Origin of the sequence: Accumulibacter sp. (assembly GCF_031732815.1) — a bacterium.
In the GTDB taxonomy this organism is placed as follows: domain Bacteria; phylum Pseudomonadota; class Gammaproteobacteria; order Burkholderiales; family Rhodocyclaceae; genus Accumulibacter.
In genome coordinates this window covers 1-14,476 of the sequence record NZ_JAVMKF010000296.1, presented here as the reverse complement: position 1 = coordinate 14,476, position 14,476 = coordinate 1, and the positions used below count along the sequence as shown (strand labels likewise).

At 61.7% G+C, this 14,476-nt stretch carries 16 protein-coding genes and 1 pseudogene; 11 read left to right on the top strand and 6 right to left on the bottom strand.

Annotation, left to right across the window (positions count from 1 at the left end; translation table 11 throughout):
- The 3 genes and pseudogenes from RKP46_RS17250 to RKP46_RS17240 all read right to left on the bottom strand — a co-directional run.
- Nucleotides 1–226 (bottom strand): annotated as a pseudogene (locus tag RKP46_RS17250) (transcription elongation factor GreB); the annotation flags it as partial.
- Between the two features lie 163 nt (nt 227–389).
- Nucleotides 390–1,805, bottom strand: coding sequence for a heavy metal sensor histidine kinase (locus tag RKP46_RS17245; protein ID WP_311107767.1), 1,416 nt, complete (start codon nt 1,803–1,805; stop codon nt 390–392).
- Nucleotides 1,802–2,479: a heavy metal response regulator transcription factor gene (locus RKP46_RS17240; RefSeq protein ID WP_311107769.1), complete on the bottom strand. Its 678-nt coding sequence runs from the start codon at nt 2,477–2,479 to the stop codon at nt 1,802–1,804. The genes RKP46_RS17245 and RKP46_RS17240 overlap by 4 nt, the downstream gene beginning before the upstream one ends.
- 170 nt (nt 2,480–2,649) lie before the next feature.
- Here RKP46_RS17240 and RKP46_RS17235 point away from each other — a divergent pair, with 170 nt between their 5' ends.
- From RKP46_RS17235 to RKP46_RS17185, 11 genes are all read left to right on the top strand, one after another.
- Nucleotides 2,650–3,141, top strand: coding sequence for a cupredoxin family protein (locus RKP46_RS17235; protein WP_311107766.1), 492 nt, complete (start codon nt 2,650–2,652; stop codon nt 3,139–3,141).
- A 264-nt stretch (nt 3,142–3,405) separates the two neighbouring features.
- The gene (locus RKP46_RS17230) at nt 3,406–3,750 is read left to right on the top strand and encodes a copper-binding protein (protein WP_311107765.1); all 345 of its coding nucleotides are present in this window, start codon (nt 3,406–3,408) and stop codon (nt 3,748–3,750) included.
- Nucleotides 3,751–3,823: 73 nt separating this feature from the next.
- Complete coding sequence (locus RKP46_RS17225; RefSeq protein ID WP_311107768.1) at nt 3,824–5,095, top strand: TolC family protein; 1,272 nt, start codon at nt 3,824–3,826, stop codon at nt 5,093–5,095.
- Nucleotides 5,092–6,672 carry an efflux RND transporter periplasmic adaptor subunit gene (locus RKP46_RS17220; RefSeq protein WP_311107764.1) on the top strand — a complete coding sequence of 527 codons (1,581 nt, stop codon included), beginning with the start codon at nt 5,092–5,094 and terminating at the stop codon, nt 6,670–6,672. Before RKP46_RS17225 ends, RKP46_RS17220 begins: the two co-directional genes overlap by 4 nt.
- A gap of 11 nt (nt 6,673–6,683) precedes the next feature.
- A complete protein-coding gene (locus tag RKP46_RS17215) occupies nt 6,684–9,818 on the top strand; it encodes an efflux RND transporter permease subunit (RefSeq protein ID WP_311107763.1) in 3,135 nt (1,044 codons plus the stop codon).
- 41 nt (nt 9,819–9,859) lie between these two features.
- On the top strand, nt 9,860–10,201 hold the full coding sequence (locus tag RKP46_RS17210; protein WP_311107762.1) for a cytochrome c: 342 nt from the start codon (nt 9,860–9,862) through the stop codon (nt 10,199–10,201).
- Between the two features lie 201 nt (nt 10,202–10,402).
- Nucleotides 10,403–10,690, top strand: coding sequence for a hypothetical protein (locus RKP46_RS17205; RefSeq protein WP_311107761.1), 288 nt, complete (start codon nt 10,403–10,405; stop codon nt 10,688–10,690).
- The gene (locus RKP46_RS17200; RefSeq protein WP_311107760.1) at nt 10,683–11,204 is read left to right on the top strand and encodes a class I SAM-dependent methyltransferase; all 522 of its coding nucleotides are present in this window, start codon (nt 10,683–10,685) and stop codon (nt 11,202–11,204) included. Before RKP46_RS17205 ends, RKP46_RS17200 begins: the two co-directional genes overlap by 8 nt.
- Before the next feature lie 80 nt (nt 11,205–11,284).
- Complete coding sequence (locus RKP46_RS17195) at nt 11,285–11,533, top strand: hypothetical protein (RefSeq protein ID WP_311107759.1); 249 nt, start codon at nt 11,285–11,287, stop codon at nt 11,531–11,533.
- Nucleotides 11,534–11,561: 28 nt separating this feature from the next.
- Nucleotides 11,562–11,807, top strand: a complete 246-nt coding sequence (locus tag RKP46_RS17190; protein ID WP_311107758.1) for a hypothetical protein — start codon at nt 11,562–11,564, stop codon at nt 11,805–11,807.
- A gap of 24 nt (nt 11,808–11,831) precedes the next feature.
- A complete protein-coding gene (locus RKP46_RS17185; protein ID WP_311107757.1) occupies nt 11,832–13,157 on the top strand; it encodes an HD-GYP domain-containing protein in 1,326 nt (441 codons plus the stop codon).
- Between the two features lie 90 nt (nt 13,158–13,247).
- On the opposite strand, the gene copK is transcribed toward RKP46_RS17185, so the two are convergent.
- The 3 genes from copK to hybE form a co-directional block, all read right to left on the bottom strand.
- Nucleotides 13,248–13,526 carry a periplasmic Cu(I)/Cu(II)-binding protein CopK gene (copK, locus tag RKP46_RS17180; RefSeq protein WP_311107756.1) on the bottom strand — a complete coding sequence of 93 codons (279 nt, stop codon included), beginning with the start codon at nt 13,524–13,526 and terminating at the stop codon, nt 13,248–13,250.
- Nucleotides 13,527–13,662: 136 nt separating this feature from the next.
- Nucleotides 13,663–14,052, bottom strand: a complete 390-nt coding sequence (locus RKP46_RS17175; protein ID WP_311107755.1) for a CzcE family metal-binding protein — start codon at nt 14,050–14,052, stop codon at nt 13,663–13,665.
- 221 nt (nt 14,053–14,273) lie between these two features.
- The coding region (gene hybE, locus RKP46_RS17170; protein WP_311107754.1) for a [NiFe]-hydrogenase assembly chaperone HybE at nt 14,274–14,476 on the bottom strand (203 nt) is incomplete at its 5' end.

Here is a 14,476-nt window from a genome sequence, read left to right as displayed (position 1 = left end):
CATAGATGTAGTCGCCATTCTCGGAGCGGTCGCCATTCGAGGCCGCCCAGGCCACTACCTCGACGACATGCGGGCGCTCGACGCGCAGCAGGTGATCCAGTTCGGCCTTGAGCCGCGCATGACCGCCCGGCGAGATATAGTTCTTCACCCCCTGCGGCAACTGCAGGCCTGGAGAGACCTCATCCTCGTCGTCATTGTCGGTTTCGCGGGTGAAAGCCTTGCTCATCGGGATGTGCCGGTGGGGAAAGGCCGGAATGATAACCGACGTTGGCGGACTGCCCCGACGATGAGGCGAGAAAACGCGCTTCACGATCGTCCGCCCCTACCGCTGAGGAGTGTTTCCCACCTTCACGACAGTCCCTTATGCCTGGGCATCGCGATGTAAACCACTACACCATCATCAGGCGTCCACGGACAGGTATCGCCAGCATAAAGCGCGTGCGTCCTTCTACTGAGGTCACGGCGATCGTCGCGCCATGCGCGGCCAGGATGCTCTTCGTAATCGCCAGCCCCAGACCGGAACCTTCGTCGGTCCGCTGGCGGGAGGCGTCGACCCGGTAAAAACGGTCAAACAGGCGAGGCAGGTGCTCGGCCGGTATCGTGCCGCCGGTATTTTCCACCACGAGCTCAAGCGATCCCTTGTCCTCACCCGAGATGGACACCGAAACCTCGCCTCCCGACGGCGTATGGCGGACGGCATTCGCGAGCAGGTTGCTGATCGCCCGGCGCAACATCAAGCGATCTCCCTGGACCCGACCATCACCCGTGCTCGCAAGCACGATACCCTTCTCCTCGGTGACGATTTCGTAAAACTCCAGCAGATCGCGAACCTCGGCTCCGAGGTCGACTTCCTCGTGGTTCGGAACGACCTGATGGTTATCTGCCTTTGCCAGAAACAGCATGTCAGAAACCATCCTCGACAGACGCTCGAACTCCTCGACGTTCGATTCGAGAGTCTCCCGGTATTCCTCTGCCGTCCGCGCACGCGACAGCGTGACCTGGGTCTGCGTGAGCAGGTTGCTGACCGGGGTTCGCAGTTCGTGGGCGAGATCCGAGGAAAAATCCGACAAGCGACGAAACGATTCCTCGAGACGCGACAGCATCTCGTTCAGCGCCCCGGCGACGCTCGCCAGTTCATCCGGAATCGTTTCAACCGGCAGGCGAGTGTGCAGCCGGTTCGCTGTAATCGTCGATGCCTCGTCCCGAATAGCGCGCAAGGGGTATAGCCCGCGACGGACCACCGCCCAGCCGAGCACGCCCATCCCGATCGTCGCGCACGCCACGAATATCCAGAGGGAAATCCTGAATGAACTCAGGAAATGGTCGTGATGGGAGATCGATGTGCCAACGACAACGCTGACCGCACCGCCCTCCGGTACCCTCAGCGGCACCTGCGCGACAATGCCTAGCCAATGTGTGCCGTCGCTTCCACGCCACTTCGCAGCATCGGCATGTAGTGGCACGCGCGGCATGGTTCGGAGTTCGGAAGGGCGTGGCAGATCGCCATTGGCGTAGAGGCGACGTGAGTCGTCAGCGTAGACGGCGACCAGCAAATGATGATGGCCGGTCAGGGCATCATCCAGCTGCTTTGCCACCACCGACTGCAACTCCTCGACAGGTACTCGCTCGAGCAGGTGGCTCACCAGTTCAAGCTTGCCTGTCAGAAGCTCAATGTCCTGCTCTTCAAAATGATCCTCGACGGAACGGCCGATCAGGATGCCGAGCAGGATCAGAACACCCGCCGAAGCGGCAGCGTAGAGCAGTGTCAGGCGCAGGGTCAGCGACTTTCCCAGCAGCGGCTTCAAGCGGCCACCTCCAGGACATAGCCCATTCCGCGAACGGTACGTATCAGCTTCGGCTCGAACTCTTCGTCGATCTTCTTCCGAAGTCGCTTCACGGCAACCTCGATTACATTGGTATCGCTGTCGAAGTTCATGTCCCAGACTTGCGACGCGATCAGGGAGCGCGGCAATACCTCGCCCTGCCGTCGCAGCAGCAACTCCAGAAGCGAGAATTCCTTGGCCGTCAGGTCGATGCGTTTCCCGCCGCGCGTCACCCGCCTGCGAAGCAAATCGAGTTCGAGATCATGGGCGCGGAGTACCTCCGCCTCCTTGGTCTTCCCTCCGCGCCGCAGGAGAGTCCGCACCCGCGCCAGCAATTCGGAAAAAGCAAACGGCTTGACCAGATAGTCGTCTGCCCCGAGTTCCAGGCCCTTGACCCGATCCTCGACCTGATCGCGCGCCGTCAGGAAGAGGACCGGCATTTCCTTGCCCGCACGCCGGATCCCCTGCAGCACCTGCCAGCCGTCGATACCGGGCAGCATGACGTCAAGGATGGCGAGATCGTAGGCCTCGGTCAGCGAAAGATGCAGACCATCGAGTCCGTCGGCGGCGAGGTCAACCACGAACCCCGCTTCGGCAAGCCCCTGCCGCAGATAGGCACCGGTTTTCGGCTCGTCTTCCACCACGAGAATCTTCATCGAAATCTCCATCAGTCTGGATGCGTGATGGCGCATTGTCCTAGGGTTTTGTCGCAGTGCTTATAGATTACGGAAATGTAATCTGGTCGTCAGCCCCGCGTCGGTTTACCGACCGCATGATGCGCGCTCGGTAGAACGCCACCATCCCACTGACAAGGAACAGTATCTCCATGAAACAACTCCCCGCAATTCTCGCAGGCATTCTGCTTGTCGCCACCAGCCCCGCTTTCGCTCACGGAAACGAGACGCACGCCGAACGTGGCGCACCGGTACTCAAGGAGCAGAAAGCCTGGGGGATCGCCGGCGACCGCGAGTCTGTCACGAGAACGATAGACATCCGGATGCTCGACTCCATGCGGTTCGTACCGGACAGGGTAGAGATTCGCCAGGGTGAAACGATCCTTCTGAGGATATCGAATGCCGGACAGGCCATGCACGAGTATGTACTGGGCACCAGGCAGTATCTCGATAAACATGCAGAAATGATGAAAAAATTCCCCAACATGGAGCACGACGAACCCTACATGGCCCACGTTGCGCCCGGAAATAAAGGCGAAATCATCTGGACGTTCAACCGAACGGGCGAATTCGATTTCGCGTGCCTGCTGCCGGGCCATTATGAAGCCGGAATGACAGGGAAGCTGCGGGTCAGTGCCAAATGACCGTCTCTCCACGACAGAATCAAACCGCGCACCGGCCACCTTTATCTCCATGAAGCGTTGCTCGGCCTTGCCCGCCCCGCTGGCCTCCTGGCGACAACAAACCTGACAAAAATGTAATCGACTCGTCAGGCACCTGTCCGCATGAGCCCTTCATAGTGAGCGGACTGTCTATGTGAAAAACCGTGAATGAACCGCGCAAACCACCATCTACCTCCACCCAATTCGTCCGATAACGCTCATTGCACCGAACCCGAGGAGCTCCCCATGAAATCCATCGCCACCGCCCTGTTGATCTCCCTCACCGCCCTTGGCAGTCTGTCCGCAGGTGCCGGCACCCACCCGCCCGGATCGGCCGCCGCGGCGCCGACTGCAGGCAAGGCCGGTACGCAGATGGCAGACGGCCTCGTCAAGAAAGTGGACAAGGAGGCAGGCAAGCTGACCCTCGCTCACGGTCCGCTGCAGAACCTCGACATGCCCGCCATGACCATGGTGTTTCGTGTGAAGGATTCCGCGTGGCTCAATCAGTTGGCGGCCGGCGACAAAATCCGGTTCATGGCCGAAAACGTCAACGGCCTGCTGACCGTGACACACCTCGTTCCGGTGAAATAATGCTGATGATCGGCCACGCCATGCAGGTTGCGGGAATGGCACCACGAGCATCAGGAACATGATTGGGGAGAATATGAATAAGTTACGACTCAGACCGCTGGCAGGACTGACGCTCGCCATCGGTCTCAGCCTATCGGCCCATGCGCAGGAAGCGATGATCGGCGAGTCGGTGGAAAGTCTTCTCGACTACGCCAAGCGCCGCAACCCGGAATATACGGCCATGCAGGCCGAAGCGGAGGCTTCCAGTGAACGCATCACCCCGGCCGGCGCATTGCCAGACCCGAAACTCAAGGTGGAGTTGCGCGACATCACGCGAGAAAGCACGCAGAACGCGACGATCTCTCCCAGCCGTACCGGCAGCACGCAATATACCCTGGCACAGGATATTCCGTGGTTCGGCAAGCGCGACCTCAAGCGCGAGATCGCAGAGTCCGAAGCAGACAGCGCCAAGGGGCGTGCGCTGGGCGCCTGGGCCGATATCGCCGGCCGTATCAAGGTCATTCATTCACAGCTCTATTTTGTGAACGGCAGCGAACGGCTTACCCGTGAAATTCTCGACCTGATGCTCCGCCTCGAGAAGGTCGCCCAGGTGCGCTATGCAGGAGGTCTGGCTGCGCAGCAGGATGTCATCCGCGCTCAAGTCGAGCAGACCAACATGCGCAATGAACTGATCACGCTCGAAACCGAACGCAAGCAGCTCCAGGCTCGTCTCAATGCCCTGCTCGCCCGACCCGCCGGCGCAGCGCTGGCGGCTCCGACACACCTGCGCCCGCTACCCGCGCCCGCAAAGCTGGATTTTTCGATGCTGGAGGATCGTGTCCGCGCGCGCAACCCGCAGCTGTTTTCCGATGAGGCCCGCGTCAAGTCCGCCGAGCGCTCTCGAGAGCTGACCTACAAGAACCGCTATCCCGATTTCACATTCGGCGTTTCACCGATCCAGTACCAGAGCTCGGTCAAGGAATGGGAGCTGATGGTCGAATTCAATATTCCGCTGCAGCAGTCCTCGCGAAGGGCGCAGGAGCGCGAATCGGAAGCCATGCTGGCAGCCGCCCGGGCCAGACGGGAAGCGACCTCCAACCAGGTGATCGCAGAACTGTCAGAGGCACTGGCCGGCATCGATGCCGCCCGCCGCGCCGAGACCTTGCTGACCAGCAGTCTCCTGCCGCAGGCAGAGCTGACCTTCCAGGCGGCGCTAGCCGGTTATGAAACGGGAAAGGTCGATTTTGCGACGCTGCTCGATGCCCAGCGCCAGATTCGACAGGCAAAACAAAGCCAGATCAAGGCATTGGTCGATGCCCGCATGCGTCTGGCGGAAATCGAACGTCTATTAGGGGATGATCTATGAAGCGAGGAATCGTAGTGACTGCGGGCGTTTTTTCGCTGGCTGTTGCGGCAAGCGGCGGATACTGGCTGGGAGCCCAGCGTGATGCCGGACATGGCAGCAGCGTCGCCAGTGCAGACATGTCCGCTCCGGCGCTTCAAAAAAAGGAACGGAAGCTGCTGTATTACCGCAATCCGATGGGGCTGCCGGATACATCGCCCACGCCGAAGAAAGACCCGATGGGCATGGACTACATCGCGGTCTACGAAGGCGAGGAAGCAGAAGAGGCGACCGCTGGGCAGATCAGGATCAGTACTGAGAAAGTTCAGAAGCTCGGTGTCAGGACGGAAACGGCACAACTGCGCATACTGGATCGACTGGTACGCGCCGCCGGGCGGATCGAGCCCGACGAACGCCGGGTCTATGCCATATCCCCGAAGTTCGAGGGCTACGTCGAACGCCTGCATGTCAACATCACCGGCCAGCCTGTCGGCAAGGGGCAGCCCTTGTTCGAGGTCTACAGTCCGGAACTGGTCTCGGCCCAGCGCGAGTATGCAATTGCGGCACAGGGCGTCGAATCGCTCCGTGATGCCGAAGGTACGTCGCGGGACAGCATGAAGCAGCTTGCCGACTCGAGCCTGCTGCGTTTGAAGAACTGGGACATTTCCGAAGAGCAGATCAAATCCCTGGCGAAATCCGGCGAATCGAGGCGCACGCTGACATTCCGCTCGCCGGTTTCCGGCATCGTCACCGAGAAGAAGGCCGTTCAAGGCATGCGTTTCATGCCCGGGGAGCCGCTCTATCAGGTCGCCGATCTTTCATCCGTCTGGGTGCTAGCCGACGTGTTCGAACAGGACATCGCGCATGTACGACCCGGCGCCAAAGCCAGGGTACGGATCAACGCCTACCCGGACAAAACCTTCGAGGGCACCGTCAGCTACGTCTATCCGGCACTGAAAGCGGAAACGCGTACCGTGCCGGTGCGCGTCGAACTCCCCAATCCCGGGCAGATGCTGAAGCCGGCGATGTTCGCGCAGGTCGAGTTGCCGGTCGGCAACAAGGCGCCGGTCGTGACCGTGCCGACGTCGGCGGTGATCGACAGCGGCACCCGCCGGCTCGTCTTCGTCCAGGCCGGGGAAGGCCGCTTCGAGCCGCGGGAGGTCAAGCTCGGCCAACGCGGCGACAACTACGTGGAAGTGATCGACGGCGTCAGGGACGGCGAGCCCGTCGTCGTTGCCGCCAATTTCCTGATCGATGCGGAAAGCAACCTCAAGGCGGCAATCGGCAGCTTCGGCCACGCCGGTCATGGCGAGGGGGCGGCGGCGCCGTCGGGCAAGGTCGGGCACAAGGCCGAAGGAACGGTCGAGGGCCTGGATGCCGCCGCCGGCACGGTGACGCTCAGCCATGGCCCGGTCGCCAGCCTCAAATGGCCGGAAATGACGATGGATTTCGCAGTTGCGAACCCGTCGCTGTTGGCCGGGCTGAAGCCGGGCAGCAAGGTCGAGTTCGAGTTTGTCGAGCGCAAACCGGGCGAATGGGTGATTACCCGCGCCACGGCCCAGGCCGGCAAACCCGCCGCCAATCCCCACGCCGGCCACTGACAGAGGACGCCATGCTCGCGAAAATCATCGACTGGTCGGCCCGGAACCGTTTCCTGGTCCTGCTGGCCACGCTGTTCATCGTCATCAGCGGGGTCTACGCGGTCATGCGGACACCGCTTGACGCCCTGCCCGACCTGTCCGACGTACAGGTGATCGTCTACACGGAATACCCCGGCCAGGCGCCGCAGGTGGTCGAGGACCAGGTGACCTATCCGCTGACGACCGCCATGCTGTCGGTGCCGAAATCGAAGGTCGTCCGCGGCTTCTCGTTCTTCGGCGCCTCGTTCGTCTACATCATCTTCGAGGACGGGACCGACATCTACTGGGCGCGCTCGCGTGTCCTGGAATACCTGAATTTCGCGGCCGGCCGCATGCCGAAGGGCGTCACGCCGCAAATCGGCCCCGACGCGACGGGGGTCGGCTGGGTCTACCAGTACGCCGTGCTCGCCAAGGACAAGACGCTGGCGGAACTGCGCACCCTGCAGGACTGGTATCTGCGCTATCAACTGACGAAGGCTCACGGCGTTTCGGAAGTGGCCTCGATCGGCGGCTTCGTGCAGACCTACCAGGTCACGGTCGATCCGGTGAAGCTGCGCGCCTACGGCATTCCGCTCGCCAAGGTGTCGCAGGTTGTCCGCGATTCGAACCGCGACGTCGGCGGCCGCGTCGTCGAGATGGCCGAAACCGAATACATGGTGCGCGGCAGGGGCTACCTGCGGGGCATCGCCGACATCGAAAATCTGGTCGTGAAAGCGGAGCGGGGAACGCCGGTCCTCGTCCGCGATATTGCCCGCGTTGAACTGGTACCCGACGAACGGCGCGGATTGACCGAGCTGAACGGCGAAGGCGAGGTCGTTTCCGGCATCGCGATGGCGCGCTACGGGCAGAATGCGCTGGAGGTCATCCACAACCTGAAGGAGAAGATCGGCGAGATTTCGAGCGGCCTCCCGGCCGGCGTAACGATCGAGACCGTCTATGACCGCTCGGACCTGATCCATCGCGCCATCGATACCCTGACGCGCACGCTGGCTGAGGAAAGCCTGATCGTCGCCCTCGTCTGCATCGTCTTCCTGCTGCATGTGCGCAGCGCGCTGGTGGCCATCCTGATGCTGCCGGTCGGGGTGCTGATCGCCTTCATCTCGATGCGCGCGCTCGGCATGAACTCCAACCTGATGAGCCTGGGCGGCATTGCCATCGCCATCGGCGCGATGATCGACGCCGCCATCGTGATGATCGAAAACGCGCACAAGCACATCGAACGCCTGCCCGAGGAGCACACCCACGCCGACCGCATCGAGGCGATGATCGCTGCCTGCAAGGAGGTCGGCCCGGCCCTCTTCTTCTCGCTGCTCATCATCACCGTCTCCTTCCTGCCGGTGTTCACGCTGGAAGCCCAGGAGGGACGGCTTTTCTCGCCGCTTGCCTTTACCAAGACCTTCGCGATGGCCGGCGCCGCCTTCCTGTCAGTGACGCTGGTGCCGGTGCTGATGATGCTGTTCATCCGCGGCCGCATCATGCCGGAGGCGAAGAACCCGGTGAACCGATTCCTGATCTGGAGCTATCGGCCGATCATCGCCTGGGTCATGCAGTGGAAAAAGACGACCATCGCCGCCGCGCTGGCGACCTTGCTCGTCTCGATCTACCCGGCCAGCAAACTAGGCTCCGAGTTCATGCCGACCCTCAACGAGGGCACGCTGTTCTACATGCCGGCCTCGCTGCCCGGCATGTCGATCACCAAGGCCGCCGAGCTGCTGCAGACCCAGAACAAGATCATCAAGAGCTTTCCGGAAGTCGCCTCGGTCTACGGCAAGGCCGGTCGCGCCAACACGGCGACCGACCCGGCGCCGACGGAAATGTTCGAGACGGTCATCAACCTCAAGCCGGAATCGGAATGGCGCGCCGGCATGACCGTCGACAAGCTGATCGCCGAAATGGACAAGGCGCTGCAGTTCCCGGGCGTTTCGAACGCCTGGACGATGCCGATCAAGGCGCGGATCGACATGTTGTCCACCGGCATCCGCACGCCGATCGGCATCAAGGTGTTCGGCAAGGACCTGAACGAGATGGAGCGGCTGGCGCGCGAAATCGAAAGCGTCGTCAAGACCGTGCCCGGCACCACCTCGGCCTTCGCCGAGCGCATCACCGGCGGCTTCTACCTGACGATCGAACCGGATCGCGCGCAACTGGCCCGTTACGGCCTGGCCGTGGGCGAGTTGCAGGAAATCATCGGACAGGCCCTGGGTGGGGAAATGGTGACCACCACCGTCGAAGGGCGCGAGCGCTTCGGCGTCACCGTACGCTATCCACGCGAGCTGCGCTCGGACCCCGACAAGATCGCCCGCGAAGTCCTCGTGCCGAGCATGGACGGGGGGATGATCCCGCTTGGGCAACTGGCGCGCGTCGAGGTGACCAAGGGCACGCCGGGAATCCGTACCGAGAACGCGCTGCTCTCGGCCTACATCTTCGTCGACATCCGCGAGCGCGACATCGGCGGCTACGTGGCGGAAGCGCGCAAAGCCGTCGCCGATCAGGTGAAATTCCCACCCGGCTATTACGCGACCTGGAGCGGACAGTTCGAGTCGATGGAGCGCGCGATCGAAAAGATGAAGGTGGTCATTCCGGTTACGCTGCTCATCATCTTCCTGCTGCTCTACCTGAACTTCAAGCGGCTGACCGAGACGATGATCGTGATGCTGTCGGTGCCGTTCGCGCTGGTCGGCGGCATCTGGCTGATGTGGTGGCTGAACTACAACCTGTCGGTCGCCGTGGCGGTGGGCTTCATCGCGCTCGCCGGCGTCGCGGCGGAGACCGGCGTCGTCATGCTGATCTACCTCGATCACGCCTGGGAAGCCCTGAAGGCGAAGCGCCGCGCGGAAGGACAGGCCCCATCGGTCGGCGATCTCTACGAGGCGATCATGGAAGGTGCCGTCGAGCGCGTGCGCCCGAAGATGATGACCGTGGTGGCGATCATGGCGGGCCTGTTGCCGATCATGTGGGGCAGCGGCACCGGCGCCGAAGTGATGAGCCGGATCGCGGCGCCGATGGTGGGCGGCATGATTTCCTCGACCGTCCTGACGCTGGCGGTGATCCCGGCGATCTATGCCCTGGTCAAGCAGTGGCGCATGAAGCGGGGGATCGAGGCATGAGAAGGATCGGCGCACGAGTCGCAATCGTCGGTGTTTCGGTATTGATCGGCGGTATCGCCCAGGGCCAGGGATGGTCGGTGCCGAAGCCGACGCCGGGGCTGATGCCGAACGCCGCGACCGGAAAGGCACTGTTCGCCCAGCACTGTTCGGGGTGCCACGGCAAGGATCTGAAGGGCTCGGACAAGGGGCCGCCGCTGCTGCACAAGATCTACGAACCCTCGCACCACGGCGACGCGGCCTTCCAACTCGCCGTCGCCAGAGGTGTTCGCGCCCACCACTGGCAGTTCGGCGACATGCCGGCCGTGGAAAAGGTGACCCCGGACGACGTCGTGCATATCACCGCCTTCGTCCGCGCCGAACAGCGCAATGCGGGAATCCGATAGACACCCGGCGTCAGGCACTTCCTCGCGGTTCCAGGCAGGGTTCCTGTCCGCAACGTGACGAAAAAGTAATCGCTGGATCGTCTGACTGTCAGCACAGCTTCCGTAGGCTGAAAGCCCTAGAACGGACCCCTTTCGGCCCGCCAGACATTCTGTGGAGGAAAGATCATGCTTGTGCTATCGACAAACTGGAAGCGGCGCGCAATGTCTCAGCTGGATCTGACCGTGCGCCTGGCCTGCATCAACCACACCTTCGCCGAACGCCTGCTTGCCGTACAGATCGCCGCCACGGTCGATTCGATCCGGCAGTTGTCGGCGGTATCAGCCCGAGGCGACGCGGCATCCGGCAACGTGATGTCGGTTGCGGGCAAATCGACGATGAATGCCTGGGGCTGCTGCCTGCGAGAGATTCTTGCCTACCAGCAGCGTGTGCTCGCCGAACTGTCGCATCACGACACGCGCCGAATCGATCGCCACGACAAAAATGGATAACGAACCCGGCTACGTACCGGCACTGGGTTTTCACGCGCTGACGCCGTTCTACGATTTCATTGTTGGGACGACAACACGGGAACTCACCTTCAAGACGGCATTGATCGCGCAAGCGGGCATATCGCCGAGGCACACCGTCCTGGACCTGGCCTGCGGCACGGGAACGCTGTCCATCTGGGCCAAGCAAGCGTGTCCGGATGCCGACATAACGGGCTTAGACGGCGATCCGGCCATTCTCGCCCAGGCCCGGCGGAAGGCGGAGCGCGCCGGCCTTGCCATGCGCTTCGACCGGGCGATGTCCGATGCACTTCCGTATGAGGACGCGCATTTCGATCGGGTGCTTTCCAGCCTGTTTTTTCACCACCTCGAACCCGAGGAAAAGCAACGGACCGCATCGGAGTGCTTCCGTGTTCTGCGGCCGGGGGGCGAGTTCCATGTCGCCGACTGGGGAAAGCCCGGCGGCATGGCTTCCGGGCCACCTGACAAAAATGTAATGACAGCGTCACCTCGTTGACTGCCCGATGGGAACAGACTGATTGCGACCGGGCACTCGAGCCATCAGTCGCCTCCCAACCATCCAGATCGGAGCAAGTCATGAAAACCTGGTTTTTCGTCGCCATCGCCCTGACGGCCGGATTCCTGGCAATCGGCACGGCCATCGCCGACAGCGACAAGGCTAGCACCGCCTCCCTCGCGACGGAAAAAGCGGCCGACAAGGCCGCGAAGCACTCGCATGTCCAGGAGAAGACGGGCATTCCGCAAAGCATGCCGGAGCAGAAGGCCGACAAGCCCAATCCAGCCAAGGACGTGAGCAAGCATTACCACCCGAGAGACAACAAGTAAGCATCTCCGGGATACCGTCGAGTTCGCCGTGACGCCTCCGAAACCCGCCGGACACGGGGATCGCTGCACTTGTCGCCTGTTGGCCGCAGCCGTCGGCGGCAACCCGAAGGCGCTGCGCTTCAACTACTGCAGGTCGATACTTCAACGGCGCTGGCGGGTCGAATGCAACCACGGGTGCACACCGGGAGAGCCCCCGCTGTCGACCACCGATAAATGGCACGGGCTGGGGCCGATCGATCCGGTCAAGGCGGTCCTCATCATGAATGAAGAGTAGTCGATCAGGGCGAGCGGTTTCGTCATGCCGAACACCAGCGATACGGCGTTTCACATCCCAGGAACAGCGGGCGAGCTTCGATGGCTCCTGGCGAAAAGGATGGGCGGGGCAGCGCTGCTGATCGGGCTGCTGGGCGGCGTGTCCACCTACTACCTGATGCACCTCCGAACCGAGGCGGCAACCCTTCGGCAAGTTCAGGATGGCGTCAGCCACTTCGCGTCGCCGGCGATGCGGATCGCGGCCGACATCGCATCAACGGATCATTCCGACATTGACCGCCTCTTCAATCGAACCGGACTCGTTGGCCTACGAATCCACGGTCGGGACAAGGTCGCTCTTCTCGAACGATGGGCCCCGTCAACGGAAGCCATCGCTTCGGCCGTCAATGCACAGCAGCACTCCTGGCCGGATTCGGAGAGCAGGTATACCAGCACTTTCAGCGAGGGAGAGAATCGAATCCACCGCGTGGTATTACCGCTTTATTACGACGGCCACCTGCTGGGGTACCTCGAGGGCCTGAGTCTGCTTACTTCGGCCGATCTTGCGAACCGACGCGGGCAAGCCGTCGACGCGGCGCTGATAGGCAGCCTCGCGGTACTGCTTTCGGCGGCCTTGCTGTACCCGCTGACACTCAGCCTGCTGAAACGAACGCATCGTCTGTCGCAGGAGTTGCTCGAATCGCATGTCTCGCTGGTGCGCTCTCTCGGCAACGCGATCGCGAAGCGCGATGCCGAAACCGACGCACATAACTTCCGGGTCACGTGCTACACGGTCGCCTTTGCGGAAACGCTTGAGTTGCCGGATTCTTCAATCGCCGATCTGGTGATCGGCGCGTTCCTGCATGATCTGGGAAAAATCGGAATACCCGACCACATACTGCGCAAGCCCGGAAAACTGACACCCGACGAATTCCGGCTCATGCAGTCACACACAACGATCGGCACCGAGATCATCGCAGACCGACCGATTTTCGGTGCGGCAGCTGCCATCATCCGCCATCATCACGAACGCTTCGACGGGACAGGCTACCCGGATGGCCTCGGCGGAGAGACCATCCCCCTGTCCGCGCGCATCTTTGCGCTGATCGACGTGTTCGACGCATTGACGTCGTCGCGCCCCTACAAGCCCGCGCTATCCCTGGGAGAAACCATGGCCATCATGGAAAAGGAAGCTGGCTCGCATTTTGATCCGGCGCTATACCAGTCATTCAAGCCGCTCGCCAGCACGCTGTTCCAGCGGCAACAAACCTGGGGACACCACGCATGGGCCCGGGAACTGCAGAGCATTCTCTGCCGCTACTTCAAGATCAGCAATGACTCGCTGGCAAGTCGATGCGACCTCTGCCGTTGAAGCCTGCCCTCGGCCGTCGCCCCCGGGAAGCGACAACGCCCCGTTTCCAGGGCGTTGTACAGGGTGCAGGGCCGATCGATAACGGCAGGCTCAGCTTCCGCGATGATCCTTGTGCAACAGTTCGTCGACACGCCAAATCTCATTGCCGTTCATGATGATCTTCTTGCCATCCTTCGTTTCCATGACGTGACCGGGTGCCATGTAGGTGGCCCGGCCAAGCTTGTCTTCCATTCCCATCTTGCCGTCCTTGAAGATATAGACCGTCGAACCGTCCTTGAGCTCGATCGATTTATCGACCTGGACACGATCTACCGCCTGCGCCGAAGCTGCCGCAAGACCGAATGCTGCAATCAACATGAGTTTTTTCATCTTTGCTCTCCTTGCAAAAAAGGTGAATCAAGGGAATACCGTCATCAATACGCAGTTCATGATAGTGACGAGACCCTGACATTTTCCGGACGATGAGATGACAATGTTGTCATACCCTCGTCATTGAGCCGCCAGGTCAGTTCCCGCGATAGGTCAGATTTTCGGCGACATGAACCGTGACGCCGCTTGCGCCGGGAACGATTTTGTCCAGCGAAAATGAAGCGGCCCCCAGGGTGTCGAACGTCCAGATGACGCTTTTTCCCGCAACGTTGAGCCGAACCGTCTCGAGACGCGTAACGTTCAGGTATTTCTGGCCGGCGGAAAGTACCACTTCGCGGTCGGCTTCTTTTGCTGCGACATAGCCATAGGGCGCGAGTTGCCTGGCACTTGGCACACTCGCACTTGCTGCACTATGGGACAGCCAGTGAATGGCACCGGCTTCGGTACTGTCTTCGTGTGCGATGGCTGCGCTTGACGTGACGCTCAGCGTACCAAGAATGGCGATCAGGGCGATGGGGGTTTTCATGATGGACTCCTTGTGATGAATTCGTTCGGCGTGGACGCCTGTCGTCCAACCGTGAGTCCATCTTAGAAGGGAGAACCCAACAGCAAGCTGACCCTGAAATTACCTTTTCGTAAGTCGCGATTTCCGGCGGTTTCTTCAGGCGCGCCGAGCAACTCGAAGCAAGCGACGTGAAGCCCGGGAGGCCGCATCGGCGCAAGCCAGATTCCGGCCAAGCCGCACGCTCAAGTCTGCCCGGCGACCTTGCGGAAGAATGCCCGGCGAGCAGGCATGGCCCCGGAGTCGTCGACCGGCGGAGCCGAGTGAACCGGTTCTGCCGATTCCGGCATTCCGTCGTCTTCAATGGCGGGGGCTGTAAACAACGCCGTTAGCGCCGACTCTGCTGCCGCCACGGCGGCCTCCTGCGTTGCAAACTGGCTCACCGGCG